This window comes from Chitinophaga japonensis (assembly GCF_007830125.1).
GTDB lineage: Bacteria > Bacteroidota > Bacteroidia > Chitinophagales > Chitinophagaceae > Chitinophaga > Chitinophaga japonensis.
Genome location: NZ_VLLG01000004.1, coordinates 310,414 through 328,113, shown reverse-complemented (window position 1 = coordinate 328,113; position 17,700 = coordinate 310,414). Strand labels below are relative to the sequence as shown.

Genomic DNA, 17,700 nt, shown 5'->3' with positions numbered 1-17,700 from the left:
CTTTTATGTAAATTACATAAAGCGCTTTTTTGCGCTTGTACAGATCGGCTTCATCCACAACCGGCTATTTATGAAGCAAGTTTTTCTCTTTTGGGCCCTGGCAGCATGTTTTATCCCGTCCCTCCTTTTCGCGCAAAAGGTGATCGTCATTAAAGTAGATGGCAGTATTAACCCCGTATCCGCAGACTATATACACCGCGGTATACAGCGGGCGCAGGAAGAAAAGGCGGAATGCCTGCTCATCCAACTGAATACGCCCGGTGGCCTGCTGAAATCCACGCGGGTCATTGTGAGCGACCTGCTGGAAGCGCCGGTGCCCGTTATAGTGTATGTAGCGCCCGGCGGCGCCCATGCCGGCTCTGCCGGCGTGTTTGTGACCATGGCGGCCCATATTGCGGCCATGGCGCCGGGTACCAACATCGGGGCGGCACACCCGGTGAATATGCAGGGGCAATTAGACTCCGTAATGAGCGCTAAAGCCACCAACGACGCTGCGGCCTTCATCCGCGCTATTGCGCAAAAACGGGAACGGAACCTGGAATGGGCCGAAAAAGCCGTGCGCAACAGCCTCTCTATCACAGAAAAAGAAGCCGTGGAAATGGACGTGGTAGACCTGGTCGCCAATAATACCACAGACCTGCTGCGCCAGGTAGATGGCCGCACCGTTGCCGTCAACGGCGGCGCTCAAACGCTGCACACCGCCCGTGCGGAAGTGGTAACCGTGGAAATGGGCATACTGGAAAAGCTACTGGACCTCATCAGCGATCCCAATGTAGCCTACCTCCTGCTGCTGATGGGCATGTACGGCATCCTGTTTGAGCTGTATAATCCCGGCGCCATCCTGCCCGGCGTGGTGGGTGTCATCAGCCTGATCCTGGCCTTTTACTCCATGCACACCCTCCCTATTAACTACGCGGGACTGGCACTGATCGTTTTTGCCATCGTGCTGTTCCTGCTGGAAATAAAGATTGTAAGCCACGGCATCCTGGCCATCGGCGGGGTGATCTCCCTCCTGCTGGGCTCCCTGATGCTGATCCGCTCCGATGGCATGCAGGAAACCGTGCGTATATCCAGGAGCGTGATCATTGCAGCCGTAGCGGTATCCGCGCTGTTCTTCCTGGTGATCCTGGGCCTGGGCGTGAGAGCCTTGCGGGCCAAGCCCTCCACCGGAGAGGAAGCCATGACCGGCGAGCTGGGCGAATCACTGGAACTGCTGAACCCTTCCGGCACCGTACGGGTACATGGGGAGATCTGGCGGGCGGTTGCCACCAGCGGCGCTATTGAACAAGGTGAAAAAATACGGGTAACAGGCATCAAAGGCCTCACCCTGCAGGTAGAAAAAGCTGAATGACTAAAATATACGTTATGCAAACATTTTCTGTATGGTCGATCGTTCTCATTGTTTTTGCCGTTATTCTCCTGGCCAGTGCTATCCGCATCCTGCGCGAGTATGAGCGCGCGGTGGTGTTCCGGCTGGGCCGGCTCACCGGCATCAAAGGCCCCGGCCTGATACTGCTGATCCCCGTGATCGATAAAATGGTGCGGGTCAGCCTGCGCACCGTGGTAATGGATGTGCCGCCGCAGGATGTGATCACGCAGGACAATGTATCCGTAAAAGTGAATGCCGTGGTGTATTTCCGGGTGATACAGCCCGGGAAGGCCGTGGTGGAAGTGGAAAACTACCTGATGGCCACCTCCCAGCTCTCGCAAACCACGCTGCGCAGCGTATTGGGACAATCAGAGCTGGACGACCTGCTGGGCCAGCGGGAAAAGATCAACCAGAAGCTGCAGCAGATCATCGACGCACATACGGAGCCCTGGGGCATCAAGGTATCCAACGTGGAAGTGAAACAGATAGACCTGCCCCAGGAAATGCAGCGGGCCATGGCCAAGCAGGCTGAAGCGGAAAGGGAGCGCCGCTCCAAGGTGATTGCCGCCGAAGGCGAGTTCCAGGCCTCCCAGCGCCTGGCGGATGCGGCCCAGATATTAGGTGAGCAGCCCAGCGCGCTCACCCTGCGTTACCTGCAGACCCTGCGGGAAATTGCAACGGAAAATAATTCCACCACCATCTTCCCCGTGCCGGTAGACTTGTTGAAACCATTCCTGGAACAGCGGCTCACTAAAGGTTCCGAATAGGCGCCTACAAGCGGAATCGGATGCCGGCCGTTACGCCCAGGCCGCCTATGTTGATGTAGGACTTCAGGTCATTGGAAGGCCGGTTGTTATCCTTGTATTCCGTTTGGGCGCCCTCCTGCCCTACGGGCGTATTGGAGTTTTGATCCAGCGTGGTCACATAATCCGTATGCCTTTCCGCGGTGGACAGGTCCTCCAGGCCCCGGTGCTGCGTGCTGATCACCTGACCGTTGGAAGTATTGATCACCTGGGTATTTTCGTCGTAGCTGGTCACTTCCTTTTTCTTGCTCTCCGCCGGCACATTGCGGTATTCCGTTTCCACGTAAATATCCAGGCGCCTGCCTACCGGGATCACTACGCCCAGCGCGCCCTGGAAGCCCAGCGTAATGTTGGGATGCACTTCCTCCTCGCGGTGGATGGCCGTTTGAGCCACTGCGCTGGCGGAAACAGGCGTATTGGTATTGGCCGTTGTTTCAATATGCAAGCGGCCCCAGAAAGGGATCACCATCCCGAAACGCACGTAGGGATTGATCTTCTCAAATCCCGGGTTGATAACGATGCCCGGCGCAAAGTCAAATGCATTGGCATACCCACGCGACTCAATGCTGCCGGCCTCCTGGCCGGTGCCTTCCACCGTGGTGACCTGCCTCGTCATCAGGTTCTCCTTGCTGTGATAATAGTTGATCGCTCCCTCCAGCGCAATGTAGCGGTTAATGTTCCAGCCAAAAGCGATCCCGCCCCTGGCGCCGGCCCCGTAGGAACCGGTGAGCACCTTGTCGGAGATCGTAGTGGTTTCCCCGTTAGCCGGGTTGTACGACTGCCGGATGTCATGCGGCGGATAAGGTCCTACATCCGGGAACTGCCCGGGAAAAACACTGAAGAAATAACCGCCGCCGGCCTTGAGGTAGAACTTCGATGCGGGGGCTGTGGACGGGCTTTGTGCGAATAATGGGTGCAAACCGGTTAACAGGAATATAACCGTGGAAAGCATGGTAATGCGTTTCATATGTAAGACTGTTTTGGTTAACGGATATGGCGTACCGGAAGTTACGCAATAAACGGTTGCAAATCAAAAATTCAATGATTAACTTGTTTGTTATGCAAACTGGTACAAAGCGCTTCCACACCGCACTGCTGGCCCTGCTCACGGCCTGCGCAGGCTTGCCGGCCACTGCACAGCAGGCTAACGGGCAAAGGCCCACGAACATCATTCTTGTAGTAGCAGATGACCTTGGCTATGGCAACCTGACCTGTTACAATCCAGGTAGTAAAATACCTACACCGCATATTGACAGCCTGGCGCGGCAGGGCACCCGCTTTACCCGGTTCTACGCGGGCAACACGGTATGCGCGCCCTCCCGCTGCGCGCTGATGACGGGCTATCACATGGGGCATGCCTATATACGCGGCAACGCGCGCGAGCACCTGCGCCCGCAGGATACCACCCTGGCGCAGCGCCTGCAGGCCAGGGGCTACGTAACCGGTATGTTCGGCAAGTGGGGCCTGGGCCAGGAAAATGACGCCGGCGCACCGCAGCTCAAAGGCTTCGACGAGTTTTACGGCTACCTGAACCAGCGGCACGCGCATTATTATTTCACGGACCATCTTTTTGAGCTGAAGAACCGGCAACTGGAACAGGTGCGCACGGATTCCCAGTACAGCCATGGCCTGATCATGGACCAGGCGCTGGATTTTGTGCGCCGCCACCGGCAGGAGCCGTTCTTCTTATACCTGCCGGTCACCATCCCGCATGCGGAGCTGCTGCTGCCCCGGGAGGACCTGCAGCCTTTCCTGGACAAGGACGGCAACAGCAAATTCTCCCCGGAAAAACCCTTTGTCCAGAAAGGCGACGGCTATCATAGCCAGGCGCAGCCCCGTGCCGCCTTTGCCGCCATGATCAGTCGGCTGGACAGGGATATGGGCCGCCTCATGCAAGCGCTGCGCGAGCTGGGACTGGACAGCAATACCTATGTTTTCTTTACCAGCGATAATGGCCCGCACAAGGAAGGCGGCGCAGACCCGGTATATTTCAACAGCAATGGCCCCCTCCGGGGCATTAAACGCGACCTGTATGAAGGAGGCATCCGCGTGCCCATGATCGCCTGGGCGCCGGGCAAGGTGCCGGCCGGCCGCAGCAGCGGGGAGGTATGGGCCTTCTGGGATGTGCTGCCCACCCTCTGCGAGCTCACAGGCGCGCCGTCTCCGGGGAATATCGACGGCATTTCCTTCCTGCCCGCCATCCGGGGCAAAGCACAGGCGCAACAGCATGACCACCTCTTCTGGCAGTTCAACGAAGGCCGGCTCAAACAGGCCCTGCTGCAGGGCGACTGGAAACTGCTGCGCTTTAAGCAAAAAGACAAGCCCGAAGTACTGGAGCTCTATAATATCCGCCGGGATATGGGCGAACAACACAACCTGGCCGCGCAATACCCGGAGCGGGTGCAGGCCCTGAAGGCTTTGATGCGGGCATCCGTTAGCCCATCCGCCAGCCCGAAGTTTGACTGGAGTGAATTAAATTAGAACGCTTCCGCCAGAGACAAATAAAAGCCGGACTGCCGCGGCTCGCCGGGCCTCTTCTCGCCCCAGCCGTAATCTATACGGATGGTGAGCCTGGCGCTTTCATCATAGAACCAGCGGGCGCCTATGCCATAATTCGGTTTGAAACGGGAAAGGGCAAAATAGCTGTTGGCGTACACGGTGCCAGCGCCGGCAAAGGCGGCCAGCGCAAACTTGGGCTGCATGTGTATGAACCAGATATTGATGGGAATTTTCGGGTCCAGGAAATAGCGGTATTCCGCCTGCATGGCCAGGTAGTTCTGCTCCCGGTAGCGGCCGGTGTAGTAGCCCCGCATCAGCAGGTCGTTCCCCATTTCCGGCAGCAGGTAAAAGGGTATTTCATCCCCCTGTACAGAGGTGAAAGCGGCATTCAGCCCCAGGGTGCTTTTTCGGGAGAGTGGAATGAAATGACGCCCCTGCAGCTCATATTTGGCAAGCGCGCGGGTGCTCAGGAACGATGGCGCCACTGCAACATTCAGCCGCAGCCAGGTGCCCCGCGTGGTGTAGTTCTGGTTGTCCCGGTTGTCAAAAATGCCGGTAGCGCCAATAAAGGTCACATGGCCGCCATCCTTGCCCTCGAGCGGCATGCCCGGGTATATGCCTTTACTGTCACCGGAGCTGTAGGTATCGTGCTGGTACAGCAGCGACAATCCTGCATAAAAGTGGCGGCCAATGCGCCGCTCGCCTTCCAGTTGCACCTTGTACCGTTTATTGTTCAGCAGGGACTGGTCTGCCTTATGCGTGGTATCGCCGATCCCGTAAAAATAGATCGGGTAGTCGTGGTAGCGGAGCTGGGTTTTGATATGCCAGTCATTATTGCGGGTCCAGATGTCCGTTTTCAGGTCTATCTTATACTGGTTCTCTGTAGTGAGGGACGGTATAAGATTGATGGTGGAGTTCCGCGTGAGCGGGCTGGGCCGCCGCTTGTCCGTGTAAAAGGAATACAGCATGGCCGCGCCTATTTCCAGTCCTTTCTCCTGCGAATAGCCCAACACCGGCAGCACAAAAAAGCTGCGCTTGTGCACCACGGCGGTATCCGGGGCCATAGAGATGGTGTCCTGCCGGTCCTGGGCCCTGGTTATGCCCGCACACAGCAGCAGTATAACGGTAACGAATAATCTGTTCTGCATTGAATATTTTTACTTCCTGTCTGCATGGCCCAGGCTTTTGCCGGGGTTTACCTTGTCGCGCACCAGTTGCTTCAGCTCCTTTATTTCCGGGAAATGCCCGTATTCCTTGCGGTCAAACAGCTTCTCCCCTTCCACGTAAATGATATAGCTGCCAGATACCTCGCTGGGGCGGAGGGTAACGCCGCCCAGGTCGTCGGCAAACGTGGTCAGCAATTCCTGTGCCATCCAGGAAGCGCGGAGCAGCCATCCGCATTTGGGGCAGTATTCTATGGTGATGTTCGGTTTCATTATAATTAATAATTAAGAATTAATAATTAATAATCGTGGCACTGGTGTTTCAATGAAACACTATTGTTCAAAATTATTAATTATTAATTATTCATTCTTAATTGCGCTGCGCGTCGGGAGAAGCGACAGCGATTGCCGGGATAAAAGTATACTGATCAGCGTTAGTACCGCGCCGGCCAGGAAAGGTGCGCCCGGGAAATACACCGGTGCGCCGGACTCCGTGAACCAGGCAAAAAGATTGGTCATAACAGGCGGCCCGATAATGGCCGTGGCGCTCATCAGGCTGGTGAGGGCGCCCTGCAGCTCTCCCTGCTCGCTGGCGGGCACCTGGGTAGAGATCACGCCCTGCAATGCCGGCCCGCAAATACCGCCCAGGCAGTACGGCACCAGGAAGGCGAACATCATCCAGCCCTGGCTGGCAAAGGCAAACAGCGTAAGCCCCACGGTGTACAGCAGCAAGCCCGTGTAAATGGACCACTTCTGCCCCAGCTTCGGAATGGTGATCCGGATGAGCAGGCCCTGTACCAACGCTATCAGCAGCCCTACGAAGCCTAGCGAGTACCCTACCCATTTCTCGTCCCATTCAAACTTCTGCATGGTATAGTAGCTCCAGGTGGACTGGACGGCATGCGCCGCCACATAGATCAGTATGAGGGAGGCGATCAGCCCTGTTACGATGGGATAGCGCCAGAGATGCGCCAGGGAGCCTACGGGATTGGCCCGTTTCCAGTCAAACGCGCGGCGGTTCTCCGGCATTAACGATTCCGGCAGTATGAAATAGCCATACAGCACATTCAGGAAAGTGAGCGCGGCGGCCGCCAGGAAAGGCGCCCGCGGTCCCCAGTGGCTGAAAAGCCCGCCTATCACCGGCCCTATGATAAAGCCGAGACCAAAGGCGGCGCCCACCATGCCGAAATTCTGGGCCCTTTTTTCCGGTTCACTGATATCCGCAATATAGGCGGTAGCGGTAGTAAAACTGGCGCCGGTAGCGCCGGCAATAATGCGCCCTACAAACAGCCAGCCGATAGTAGGCGCAAAGGCCAGGAAAAGATAGTCCAGCGCAAATCCCAGCAGCGCCAGCAGCAGCACCGGCCGCCTGCCATAGCGGTCACTAAGCCCCCCTACTATGGGAGAGCAAAAGAACTGCATGGTGGCAAAGGCGAACAGGAGCCAGCCGCCGTAGCGGGAGGCCTCGCTCAGTCCCTCTCCGGTGAGGTGCTCAATAAGACTGGGCATTACGGGAATAATGATACCAAAGCCGATAACATCTATCAATACCGTTACAAAAATGAACCCCAGGGCAGCATTCCGTTTAACAGTCATATAATCCGGGAAATTTGGCGCAAGTTATTTTATTTAATTAATAATGAATAATTAAGAATTAATAATTTTGAGCAATAATGCTCCGGTGAGCACATTTGTTACGTATCATTGTTAATTATTAATTCTTTCCAGTGATGTTCCGCAACCCCTTCCCCATTATTTATGTAAAGGACCTGGCTTCCTGCGTGGACTTCTATTGCCGGGTGCTGGGCTTCGGGCATATCCGCCAGTGGCCGGCGGCGCCGGAAACGCCCTCCTACGTATTCCTGAAGCTGGGAGATGCCGCCCTGGGACTGACCCTTTACGAGGCTGCAGAAGAGCATGTGGAAAAAAATATCCTGCTCAATGCCAACAAACAGTTTGAGCTATGCCTGTACACGGACAACGTGGACCTGGCCTGCGAACGGCTGGAGCTGCAGGGCGCGCGCATGCTGGTGCCGCCGGTTACCAAGCCCTGGGGCCAGCGGGTAGCGTATTTTGAAGACCCGGAAGGGAATGTGATACATCTCAGCGGGAAAGGATGATCTCACGCGCCGGAACGCACATGACTTTGATTACTCGCCTTTTAACATTACTTTTAGGCCCGCAGAACAGGCAAGCCCCCCATTGCCGCTGCTATACGCCAACAACTGAACAATGTATGCCGGCATAACATGAGAGTACTGCTATTCCTATTCCTTTTACTTACCTGGATATTCATATTCCCGGACCGGTGGACCTTGTCCGCCCAGCCGCCACCTATAGACAGCCTGCTGCATGCCCTGCAGTTGCATCCGCAACGTGACACGGTACGCGTAAAGCTGCTGAACCAACTGGGACGGGCCTATTTTACCAAAGACGCCGTAATGGCCGCCCTTTATGCGCAGGAGGCCTGGCACCTGGGCGACAGCCTGCAGTATACCGAAGGGCTGATATGGGCCACCCGCAACCTGGCCCTGGTGGAGAACACTAAAGGCAACCTGGACAAACAGATGGACCTGACCATGAACGCCCTGCAACTGGCGGAACGCTCCGGGCAACTGCGCGCCACCGGCATCCTGTATAATGATATCGGCAATATATTCATAGAGCAGGAGCATCCTGAACAGGCGCTGCCCTATCTCAAACGCTCCCTGCTCATCAAGCAACGCCTGCATGAGCAGGCGGAAAGCGCCAAAACGCTGAACAACATTGGCTCTACCTACATGCAGTTGCGCAAGCTGGACTCCGCCCTGCTGTACCTGCGGGAATCGGAAAAGCTGAAGCTGGCCCTGCACGACGAGCGGGGCCTGGGCTTTACCTATGAGAACATGGGCCTGATCTATGAGCTGCAGGGACAGTACGCCGCCTCGCTCCATTACCTGGAGGAATCCCTGCGCTACTACACGGCATCGGACAACCTGCCCGGCACCGGCAAGGCCCACCTGAACCTGGGCAAGGTGAACACCCTGCTGAAACGTTACGCCGCGGCGGCAACGCACCTGCAGAAAGCCGCCGGCATCAATGCCTCCCAGCAGAACGCCAAGAACGAAATGATCTATTACCTGTACCTGGCCAGGCTGGACTCCTCCCGGCAGGATTATACCGCCGCCTTGCAGCACTATAACCAGTACATGGAGCTGAAAGACCAGTTCTTCGCCGTGGAAAAGGCGAGGATCATCAACAATACCCGGGAGAAATACGAATCCGAAAAAAAGCAGCGGGAAAACCAGTTGCTCAAAAAGGAACAGCAGACGAACCTGTCCACCATCCGCCAGCAGCGTGTGCTCGTAGCCGTTTGCTCGCTGCTGCTGCTCATCCTGTTCGTGATCACGCTGCTGCTGTACCGCCTGTACAGGCGGCAGCAGGAGCTGTCGCAGCAACTGAACAGCCGGAATGAGGAAGTATCCCTGCAGAACCGTATCATACTGGAGCAGAACACCACGCTGGAGAACCTGAACCAGGTGAAGGACAAGATATTCTCCGTGATCTCCCATGACCTCCGCTCGCCCCTTTCCATCCTGGAAGGGATGCTGTTCCTGCTGCGCGACCGGAAGATACCGGCGGAACAGTTCCGGCAGTACACAGACGAGCTATGGCGGGACATGAAGAACACGGCCTACATGATGGACAACCTGCTGAACTGGGCCAGCAGCCAGATGAAGGGCATCCGGGTGAAGGCAGATGATTTCGAGATCACGGAGGTGTTCAACCGGGAGTTTGAGCTGCTGCAGTCCCTGTCACGGCAAAAAGAAGTGCAGCTTAGCCACCAGTTGCTGCGGCCGGTGCTGGTATACGCAGATCCCGAAATGATCCGGGTGGTGCTGCGCAACCTGATCAACAACGCTATCAAGTTCACGCCGGCCGGCAAAGGCATTCATATTTCAGGACAGGTGAGCGGCGCTTTCCTGGAGATCTGTATACGGGATGAAGGGATCGGTATTCCTGAAAAGGACCAGCATAAGGTATTCTCCAATATTTACTACTCCACTTCGGGCACGCAGAATGAAAAAGGCTGCGGCCTGGGACTGCCGCTCTCCAAGGATTTCGTGGAGCGGAACCAGGGCCGCATCTGGTTCAGGAGCCAGCCCGGCCAGGGCACCAGCTTTTATTTTACGGTACCGCTGGCCGAAGAGGAAGCCCTCACCGATACGCAAATACGGGGGTATGCGAATGTGCAGATGGATTAATTTTTTACCTGCTACTGCTGAAAGGTGTCTCCCTGGCTAAGATCGCCGGTATCAAACCCTTTTTTGAACCAGTGCATGCGCTGTGCGGAGGTGCCGTGAGTAAAAGCATCCGGCACCACGTGGCCCTGGGTGGCCTGCTGCAGTTTGTCGTCCCCAACGGCGCTGGCCGCATTGAGCGCTTCCTCCATATCGCCGCTTTCCAGTATGTTGTCCATGCGCTGTGCGTGATGCGCCCATACGCCGGCCAGGAAATCGGCCTGCAGCTCCAGTTTTACGGACAGCTTGTTGTATTCCGTCTGGCTCAGGCGGGCGCGCATGGCCTGTACCCGGTCGCTGATGCCGAGCAGGTTCTGCACGTGATGTCCTACCTCGTGCGCAATCACATAAGCCATGGCAAAATCGCCTACCACGTTAAAGCGCTGCTGCATTTCATTGAAGAAGGTCAGGTCCAGGTACACCTTGCTGTCTGCCGGGCAGTAGAAAGGACCCATGGCGGATTGGGCAAAGCCGCAGCCGCCTTCCGTGGCATTGCTGAACAGCACCATTTTGGGCGGTATATAGGTTTTGTTCAGTGCGCGGAACTGTTCTGCCCATACATCCTCCGTATAGGCCAGCACGGTAGAAGCAAAGCGCGCCGTTTCATCGCTGCCTTCCGTTACCTGTTCCGTAGATTGTACGGCGCCGCCTCCCCCCTGCTGCACCTGCTGCAGCACCTGCTGGGGATCCTTGTTGAACAACAGGGCCAGCACAATGATAATAATGCCGCCAATACCGCCGCCGATGCCAATGGTGCGCATACCACCGCCACCGCGCCGATCTTCCACGTTATCGCTTAATCTTTTGTTTTGCCAACGCATGAGAGAAGGGATTTTTTACAAGTTACAATTTTTCTGTTATGTGCTGATGCGGAGCTACCGGCTGTTGTAACCGGACAGCGCGATCAGTTTTCCCACATCGCGGATCATGATCTTTCTGCCGTGCGTATCCAGTATGCCGGCTGTTTTGAATTCCGTTAAAAAGCGGGTTACATTCTCATCACCGGTTCCTACTATGTTCGCCAGGTCCTTGCGGGAAATATTGATCACGATATCCTTGCCGGGCGGGGCCTCATCCTTGAATTTTTCGCGCAGCACGATCAATGCGATCGCCAGCCTTTCCCTTACGGACCGTTGGGCAAGAATGGATATGCTGTTGGTCAGCACGGTGAACTCGTGGCTCAGGGTACGGAGCAGTCGCTGGGGCAACACGGTGGAGCGTTCCAGCGCTTCCAGGAAATCCTCTTTGGGAATGCAGGCGATGGTGCTGTCTTCCAGCACGGCGGCGGAGTCCGGGTACCGCTCATTCGTCAGGATGGCGTGATAGCCGATCAGCTCCCCTGAATTGGCCACGTAAAATATCTGCTCCTTCCCGTCCCGGTCTACCTGGTACTTCTTTACCTTTCCCCGTTTTATAAAGAAGATGCCCTGCGGCACCGTGCCTTCCCGGAACAGTATTTCGCCTTTCTTATATTCCTGTTCCATCATATGGGCGCAAAGCTGCTCATACTCTGCTGCAGGCAGGTTGTTTAAAATGGATTGTGATTTAAAGTTCCATTTATCTATGGGAAACAGGCCGGTGATGCTCATACAGCATCAAAGATAAGGAATGCGCCAAAACTGATCTTTTTCAGTTTTCAGGTTGCAAAATTGCAATGCAACGGACGGTGTACGGGGGTACCTTTGCGGCATGAAAGTAACAACTGTTTCGCGCCCGCGGATACACTTCACCAGTGACCATGAATGGATCGACTATAACGGAACGGTGGGTTTTGTGGGCGTTTCGGCCTTTAAGCTGAAAGGAATAAAGAAAATTGACGCTATCAAATGGCACCGGCACAAGGGCACCATTGAAAAAGGCACTTTAATAGCGGAACTGCATGCGGAGGACTACATTATCCCTATACATACACCCGTTACCTGTAAGTTTTTAGGCGCCAACCAGCAACTGAGCGACAACTACAACCTGATACTGGAAAGCCCGCAGGACAAGGGCTGGGTATTCTTTGTCAGCCCGATGAAATTTGCCGGACAGGAGCCCCTGCTTTCCCCGGAAGATTACCAGAAACACATTAACCCGCTGCCGCGCTCACGACCTGAACCATGAACAACATTTTATTAAAACCAACCTGCTATATGAACGATGCCGCTTTTGACTGGCTGTACCCTGAGCGGATACAGCTTTTGTCAAGGCGGCACTGGACGCCTTTAAGCGTAGCAAAAAAAGCCGCCCGTTTCCTGGCAGACGCACCGGGAAGAAAGATACTGGACATCGGAAGCGGGGTCGGGAAGTTTTGCCTGGTGGGCGCCCGTTTCTTCCCGGAAGCGCATTTCTGCGGGGTGGAGCAGCGCCGGGAGCTGTATTACTACGCCCTGGCCGCCAAGGAGGCCACCCGTACCGGGAATGTGGATTTCATCAACGCCAATTTTACGCAGATAGACCTGTCGGAGTACGACGGGTTTTATTTCTATAACGCCTTTTTTGAGAACCTGGATGATAATGACCGTATAGACCAGCAGATCGAATACTCCTCCAGCCTGTATGTATACTATTCCCGCTACCTGTTCAAAGCGCTGGACAGTAAGCCCAGCGGTACGCGGCTGGTCACCTTTCACAGTATGGAAAACGAGGTGCCGCCCAGCTACCAGGTGGTGGATGCTTCCATCGACCTGTTGTTAAAAATGTGGGTAAAGCGATGAGATGATATGTTCATTCCCAAATTATTCCATACCCTGCAGGGGTATACAAAAGCACAGTTTCTAAAGGACCTGCAGGCCGGCCTGATCGTAGGGATCGTGGCCCTGCCGCTGGCCATTGCATTTGCCATTGCCTCCGGCGTGTCGCCGGAAAAAGGGCTGGTGACCGCTGTAGTGGCGGGGCTGGTAATTTCCGCGCTGGGCGGTAGCCGGGTGCAGATAGGCGGCCCTACCGGCGCCTTTATCGTGATCGTTTACGGCATTGTGCAGGAGTACGGCGTGAATGGTCTGATCATCGCCACTTTTATGGCCGGCATCCTCCTCGTTATTATGGGCATTGCGCGGCTGGGCACCCTTATCAAATACATTCCCCATCCCCTGATCACCGGCTTTACCAGCGGCATTGCGCTGATCATTTTCTCCTCCCAGGTAAAGGATTTCCTGGGCCTGCAGATGGGAACGGTGCCGGCCGGCTTCCTGGAGAAGTGGGCGGCCTGCATGCAGCACATCTCTTCTATAAATATATATGCATTGGCGTTAGCCGCCGGCACAGTGGCGATTATTGCCTGGTGGCCAAAGGTTACGCGTAAAATACCCGGATCGCTGGTGGCCATTATTTTGTCTACCGTCTGTGCCCAGCTATTCCATTTACCTGTGGAAACCATCGGGAGCAGGTTTGGCAACATTCCTGCTTCCTTCCCGGCGCCTTCGCTCCCGCATGTGGACCTGGAGACGGTGAAACAACTGATCCGGCCGGCTTTCACCATCGCATTGCTGGGCGGCATTGAGTCCCTCCTGTCCGCCGTGGTAGCGGATGGCATGGTGGGCGGCCGGCATAAAAGCAATATGGAGCTGGTAGCGCAGGGCGCTGCCAATATGGTATCCTCCGTGATGGGCGGCATTCCTGCCACCGGGGCTATTGCCAGAACAGCCACCAATATCCGGAACGGGGGCCGCACCCCGGTAGCGGGCATCATCCACGCCATTACCCTGCTGCTGATCATGCTCTTCCTGGGCAGGTGGGCGGCATATATTCCCATGGCCGCGCTGGCCGGCATACTGGTAAGCGTAGCCTACAATATGAGCGAATGGCAGAACTTCGTAGCCATCCTCAAGGGCCCCAGGAGCGACGCCACCGTACTGGTCATCACCTTTTTGCTCACCGTGCTGATAGACCTCACCGTGGCCATCGAGATCGGGATGATACTGGCAGCCTTCCTTTTCCTGCGGAAAATGACCCAGGTAAGCCAGGTGCACATCCTGAACCGGCAATTGCCCGTAGCCAACCATCACATTCCGCCCGGGGTGGAAGTATTCGAGATCACGGGGCCTTTCTTCTTTGGCGCCGCCTATAAGTTCAAGGATGCCAGCAAGCTGATAGAGAAAGCGCCCAAAGTGCTGATCCTCCGCCTGCGGGAAGTGCCTATGATAGACGCCACAGGCCTTCATACCCTGCAGGAAGTATATCATGACCTGAAGCACCGGGGCACCCGGCTGGTACTGTCCGGGGTACAGCATGAGCAGGTGATGACGGCATTGCGCCAGTCCCGTTTGTTATTTGCCATCGGCAAAGCCAATGTACTGCCCACCTTTGAAGCGGCGCTGGCCAGGAGCGGACAGCTTGTGGCGGAGATGCCCGCGTAATATTACCGCATGCATTGGGATACAGCGCCGATTCGGTAACTTTAATGCATGTCTAATCCCGCTATTTTATACACCCGTATCACGAAAGTGGACCACGCGCAGATGACGGAAGCAGAAGATGCGCTGGCTGCCGAAGAACCGCTGGAGATCAGGCTGTTGCACGGCCCTGCGCATAACCGCCGGCAGCAGCGCGTTACCGTTACCATGCGCACGCCGGGCGATGACCGCGAGCTGGCTACCGGCTTCCTCTTCACTGAAGGCATGATCCGCTCTGCCGCCGATATCGCGGATATCCGCACCCCGGACAACGACAGCAACCTGCTGCAGGTGTCCCTCCGTGAGCATGTACAGCCGGTGCTGCCACCGGTGCAGCGTAACTTCTACGCCAACTCCGGCTGCGGGGTTTGCGGCAAGGCTTCCACGGCGGATATCTTTACGCCGGTAAGGCAGCGCCCTGCTTCCTCCGTCTTTACCTTCCCGGCTGCGCGCCTGCTGGAGCTGCCGGGCATCCTGCGGCAACAGCAATCCCTGTTTGAAAATACCGGGGGCCTGCATGCAGCCGCCCTCTTTGATGCAGACGGGCAATTGCTGCTGCTGCGGGAGGACATCGGCCGGCATAACGCGGTAGACAAAGTTATAGGCGCCGCGCTGGCGACTGCCGGCGGAACGCACTTACCCGGCTGCCTGCTGTTGCTGAGCGGGCGGGCGGGGTTTGAGCTGATCCAAAAGGCCGCTATGGCCGCCATTCCGATGGTGGCGGCGGTAGGCGCACCTTCCGGCATGGCCGTAAAGATGGCGCAGGAATGGGATATTACGCTGATCGGTTTTTTAAGACAGCAACGTTGTAATATTTATACCAATGCGGAACGCTTAACACTTAATGCATGACGCAATTGCTTTCATTCAGCGTTACGCGTTCTGCCAAATGAAAAGAAATGGATACACAACCCGCTGCTGAAAACCCCGAACGCTTTACGGGATTAAAGCTTAGCAAGCCCAAAACAGTGGCCGCCGGGCTGCCGGCCGTACTGGTAAGCGCCCGGCACATACTGGCGGAAGCCGGCGCCCTGCGGGGCATGAAAGCGCTGCTGCAGCTCAACCAGCAAAACGGTTTTGACTGCCCCAGTTGCGCCTGGCCCGACCCGGACGACGAACGTTCCTCCTTTGCGGAATACTGCGAGAACGGCGCCAAAGCCGTGGCGGAAGAAGCCACCCTGAAAAAACTGACGCCCGCCTTTTTCTCGGAAAACAGTGTGGCTTCCCTGGCGGAGCTGAGCGATCATGAGATCGGCCGGAAAGGCCGCATTGCGCAGCCCATGTACCTGCCGGCAGGCGCCACCCACTACCAGCCCATTAGCTGGGAAGCCGCTTTTGATAAGATAGCCTGGCACCTGAACAGCCTGGCCTCACCGGATGAAGCCATTTTCTATACCTCCGGCCGTACCAGCAACGAGGCGGCTTTCCTCTACCAGTTGTTTGTGCGGGAATACGGCACCAACAACCTGCCGGACTGCTCCAACATGTGCCATGAATCCAGCGGTGTGGCCCTGGGCGAATCCCTGGGCATCGGCAAAGGCTCTGTTACCCTCGACGATATTCACCAGGCGGAGGTGATCCTGATCCTGGGGCAGAACCCCGGCACCAATCACCCGCGCATGCTGAGCGCCCTGCAGCGGGCCAAAAAGAACGGCGCCGTCATCATCGCCATCAATCCCCTGCGGGAGGCCGGGCTGCTGCACTTCCTGAACCCGCAGACGGTGAACGGCATCCTGAACATCAAGACCAGGCTGGCCGACCTGTTCCTGCAGGTGCGGATCAACGGGGATATGGCCCTGCTGAAAGCCCTGGCCCTGCTGCTGCTGGAAGCGGAAGCCAGGCAGCCGGGCGCCGTGCTGGACGCTGATTTCATAGCCACGCAAACCGCTGGTTATGACAGCTATGTGCAGCACCTGCAGCAATACAGCTTTACACAACTGGCGGCAGATTGCGGGGTGCCGCCGGAGCAGATCCGGGCTGCGGCGGAAGTATTGCAAAAGAAAAAGAAGATCGTGGCCTGCTGGGCCATGGGCCTTACCCAGCATAAGAACGCGGTGGACACCATCAGGGAAGTGGTGAACCTGCTGCTGCTGAAAGGCAGCATCGGCAAGCCCGGCGCCGGCACCTGTCCCGTGCGCGGGCACAGCAATGTACAGGGCGACCGCACCATGGGCATCTTTGAAAAGCCCTCCCCGGACCTGCTGCGCCGCCTGCTGGAAGTGTACGGCTTTGTGCCGCCGCAAACACATGGCTACGATACCGTAGCGTCTATCCGGGCCATGCTGGACGGGCAGGCCAAAGTGTTCATGGCCATGGGCGGCAACTTCCTGTCCGCCACGCCGGACACCGCGCTCACAGCCCGCGCCCTGCGTCAGTGCCGCCTCACCGTACACGTATCCACAAAGCTGAACCGCAGCCACCTGGTGCATGGGCAGGAAGCCCTGGTACTGCCCTGCCTGGGCCGCAGCGACCAGGACCTCCTGAACGGCGAGCCGCAGTTCGTGACCTGCGAAAACTCCATGGGCGTGGTACAAATGTCCAAAGGGGTGCTGCCGCCGGTATCCCCGGAGCTGCTGAGCGAGCCGGCCATCATCTGCCGGCTGGCCAGGACTACGCTGGGCCACCGCTCCAGGGTAAACTGGCTGCAGTATGAGCAGCATTATGATCATATCCGCCAGGACATTGAAAAAGTAATTCCCGGCTTTGAACAGTATAATGAGCGGGTGCGGCGGCCCGGCGGTTTCTACCTGCCCAACACTGCCCGGGAAGGCCGTTTTAACACGGAAAAAAGCGGGCGCGCGCATTTCAATATCGCGGACACTACCCCCCTGCTGCTGGCGGACGATGAATACGCCATGATGACCATCCGCAGCCATGACCAGTTCAATACCACGGTGTACGGCCTGGACGACCGCTACCGCGGCGTGCACAACGAGCGCCGGGTGATATTCATGCATGAAAAGGACATTGCCCGGGCGGGCCTGCAGCCCGGCAGCGTGGTGGACCTGGTGAGCGAACAGGATGGCCGGCGCCGGGTGGCGCACAAATTCATCGTGGTAGCCTATGATATCCCGGAAAGGTGCACGGCCACCTATTTCCCGGAAACCAACGTGCTGGTGCCCCTGGGTAGCGTGGCGGACAAGAGCAATACGCCGGTGTCCAAGCTGGTGATCATTAAAATTGTTAAAGACCTGTCAGGCTTTTAGAAAC

General features: G+C 56.7%; 16 protein-coding genes. 10 read left to right on the top strand and 6 right to left on the bottom strand.

The window, feature by feature from the left end:
• Window positions 1–70 precede the first annotated feature (70 nt).
• Complete coding sequence (locus tag LX66_RS18425) at window positions 71–1,351, top strand: NfeD family protein (RefSeq protein ID WP_145716291.1); 1,281 nt, start codon at window positions 71–73, stop codon at window positions 1,349–1,351.
• A 14-nt stretch (window positions 1,352–1,365) separates the two neighbouring features.
• On the top strand, window positions 1,366–2,136 hold the full coding sequence (locus LX66_RS18420) for a slipin family protein (protein WP_145716289.1): 771 nt from the start codon (window positions 1,366–1,368) through the stop codon (window positions 2,134–2,136).
• A 4-nt stretch (window positions 2,137–2,140) separates the two neighbouring features.
• On the opposite strand, the gene LX66_RS18415 is transcribed toward LX66_RS18420, so the two are convergent.
• Window positions 2,141–3,139, bottom strand: coding sequence for an outer membrane beta-barrel protein (locus LX66_RS18415; protein WP_145716287.1), 999 nt, complete (start codon window positions 3,137–3,139; stop codon window positions 2,141–2,143).
• A gap of 92 nt (window positions 3,140–3,231) precedes the next feature.
• On the opposite strand from LX66_RS18415, the gene LX66_RS18410 reads away from it, so the two are divergent.
• The gene (locus tag LX66_RS18410; protein ID WP_145716285.1) at window positions 3,232–4,653 is read left to right on the top strand and encodes an arylsulfatase; all 1,422 of its coding nucleotides are present in this window, start codon (window positions 3,232–3,234) and stop codon (window positions 4,651–4,653) included.
• Here LX66_RS18410 and LX66_RS18405 read toward each other — a convergent pair.
• The 3 genes from LX66_RS18405 to LX66_RS18395 all read right to left on the bottom strand — a co-directional run bounded on the left by LX66_RS18405 (window position 4,650) and on the right by LX66_RS18395 (window position 7,430).
• Entirely contained in the window at window positions 4,650–5,819 is a 1,170-nt protein-coding gene (locus LX66_RS18405) for a BamA/TamA family outer membrane protein (protein WP_145716283.1), read from the bottom strand. The two genes, LX66_RS18410 and LX66_RS18405, sit on opposite strands and share 4 nt — an antisense overlap.
• A 9-nt stretch (window positions 5,820–5,828) precedes the next feature.
• Window positions 5,829–6,107: a SelT/SelW/SelH family protein gene (locus LX66_RS18400; RefSeq protein ID WP_145716281.1), complete on the bottom strand. Its 279-nt coding sequence runs from the start codon at window positions 6,105–6,107 to the stop codon at window positions 5,829–5,831.
• Between the two features lie 87 nt (window positions 6,108–6,194).
• On the bottom strand, window positions 6,195–7,430 hold the full coding sequence (locus LX66_RS18395) for a TCR/Tet family MFS transporter (RefSeq protein WP_145716279.1): 1,236 nt from the start codon (window positions 7,428–7,430) through the stop codon (window positions 6,195–6,197).
• 134 nt (window positions 7,431–7,564) lie between these two features.
• Between LX66_RS18395 and LX66_RS18390 the strand changes: the two genes are divergently transcribed.
• Both LX66_RS18390 and LX66_RS18385 read left to right on the top strand, forming a co-directional pair.
• Window positions 7,565–7,954 (top strand): VOC family protein, encoded by a 390-nt coding sequence (locus LX66_RS18390; RefSeq protein ID WP_145716277.1) that lies wholly within the window; start codon window positions 7,565–7,567, stop codon window positions 7,952–7,954.
• A gap of 129 nt (window positions 7,955–8,083) precedes the next feature.
• Window positions 8,084–10,078 (top strand): ATP-binding protein, encoded by a 1,995-nt coding sequence (locus tag LX66_RS18385; protein WP_145716275.1) that lies wholly within the window; start codon window positions 8,084–8,086, stop codon window positions 10,076–10,078.
• 11 nt (window positions 10,079–10,089) lie between these two features.
• Here LX66_RS18385 and ypfJ read toward each other — a convergent pair whose 3' ends face one another.
• Entirely contained in the window at window positions 10,090–10,935 is an 846-nt protein-coding gene (gene ypfJ, locus LX66_RS18380) for a KPN_02809 family neutral zinc metallopeptidase (protein ID WP_145716273.1), read from the bottom strand.
• Between the two features lie 54 nt (window positions 10,936–10,989).
• The gene (locus LX66_RS18375; protein WP_145716271.1) at window positions 10,990–11,703 is read right to left on the bottom strand and encodes a Crp/Fnr family transcriptional regulator; all 714 of its coding nucleotides are present in this window, start codon (window positions 11,701–11,703) and stop codon (window positions 10,990–10,992) included.
• A gap of 100 nt (window positions 11,704–11,803) precedes the next feature.
• Between LX66_RS18375 and LX66_RS18370 the strand changes: the two genes are divergently transcribed.
• From LX66_RS18370 to LX66_RS18350, 5 genes are read left to right on the top strand one after another with little or no spacing between them, the layout of a single operon-like run.
• Window positions 11,804–12,220 carry a hypothetical protein gene (locus LX66_RS18370; RefSeq protein WP_145716270.1) on the top strand — a complete coding sequence of 139 codons (417 nt, stop codon included), beginning with the start codon at window positions 11,804–11,806 and terminating at the stop codon, window positions 12,218–12,220.
• A gap of 29 nt (window positions 12,221–12,249) precedes the next feature.
• Window positions 12,250–12,813, top strand: a complete 564-nt coding sequence (locus LX66_RS18365; protein ID WP_158642674.1) for a class I SAM-dependent methyltransferase — start codon at window positions 12,250–12,252, stop codon at window positions 12,811–12,813.
• A gap of 6 nt (window positions 12,814–12,819) precedes the next feature.
• Window positions 12,820–14,454: a SulP family inorganic anion transporter gene (locus LX66_RS18360; RefSeq protein ID WP_145716266.1), complete on the top strand. Its 1,635-nt coding sequence runs from the start codon at window positions 12,820–12,822 to the stop codon at window positions 14,452–14,454.
• Window positions 14,455–14,502: 48 nt separating this feature from the next.
• Window positions 14,503–15,342, top strand: coding sequence for a formate dehydrogenase accessory sulfurtransferase FdhD (gene fdhD / locus LX66_RS18355; protein WP_145716264.1), 840 nt, complete (start codon window positions 14,503–14,505; stop codon window positions 15,340–15,342).
• Between the two features lie 47 nt (window positions 15,343–15,389).
• Window positions 15,390–17,696 carry an FdhF/YdeP family oxidoreductase gene (locus tag LX66_RS18350; protein ID WP_145716262.1) on the top strand — a complete coding sequence of 769 codons (2,307 nt, stop codon included), beginning with the start codon at window positions 15,390–15,392 and terminating at the stop codon, window positions 17,694–17,696.
• The last annotated feature ends 4 nt before the right edge of the window (window positions 17,697–17,700 follow it).

Coding starts and splice junctions, on each gene's coding strand:
- fdhD (WP_145716264.1), top strand. CDS start 14,503: ATGTCTAATCCCGCTATTTTATACACCCGTATCACGAAAGTGGACCAC.
- LX66_RS18425 (WP_145716291.1), top strand. CDS start 71: ATGAAGCAAGTTTTTCTCTTTTGGGCCCTGGCAGCATGTTTTATCCCG.
- LX66_RS18410 (WP_145716285.1), top strand. CDS start 3,232: ATGCAAACTGGTACAAAGCGCTTCCACACCGCACTGCTGGCCCTGCTC.
- LX66_RS18390 (WP_145716277.1), top strand. CDS start 7,565: ATGTTCCGCAACCCCTTCCCCATTATTTATGTAAAGGACCTGGCTTCC.
- LX66_RS18375 (WP_145716271.1), bottom strand. CDS start 11,703: ATGAGCATCACCGGCCTGTTTCCCATAGATAAATGGAACTTTAAATCA.
- LX66_RS18360 (WP_145716266.1), top strand. CDS start 12,820: ATGTTCATTCCCAAATTATTCCATACCCTGCAGGGGTATACAAAAGCA.
- LX66_RS18415 (WP_145716287.1), bottom strand. CDS start 3,139: ATGAAACGCATTACCATGCTTTCCACGGTTATATTCCTGTTAACCGGT.
- LX66_RS18365 (WP_158642674.1), top strand. CDS start 12,250: ATGAACGATGCCGCTTTTGACTGGCTGTACCCTGAGCGGATACAGCTT.
- ypfJ (WP_145716273.1), bottom strand. CDS start 10,935: ATGCGTTGGCAAAACAAAAGATTAAGCGATAACGTGGAAGATCGGCGC.
- LX66_RS18385 (WP_145716275.1), top strand. CDS start 8,084: ATGAGAGTACTGCTATTCCTATTCCTTTTACTTACCTGGATATTCATA.
- LX66_RS18405 (WP_145716283.1), bottom strand. CDS start 5,819: ATGCAGAACAGATTATTCGTTACCGTTATACTGCTGCTGTGTGCGGGC.
- LX66_RS18395 (WP_145716279.1), bottom strand. CDS start 7,430: ATGACTGTTAAACGGAATGCTGCCCTGGGGTTCATTTTTGTAACGGTA.
- LX66_RS18420 (WP_145716289.1), top strand. CDS start 1,366: ATGCAAACATTTTCTGTATGGTCGATCGTTCTCATTGTTTTTGCCGTT.
- LX66_RS18400 (WP_145716281.1), bottom strand. CDS start 6,107: ATGAAACCGAACATCACCATAGAATACTGCCCCAAATGCGGATGGCTG.
- LX66_RS18370 (WP_145716270.1), top strand. CDS start 11,804: ATGAAAGTAACAACTGTTTCGCGCCCGCGGATACACTTCACCAGTGAC.
- LX66_RS18350 (WP_145716262.1), top strand. CDS start 15,390: ATGGATACACAACCCGCTGCTGAAAACCCCGAACGCTTTACGGGATTA.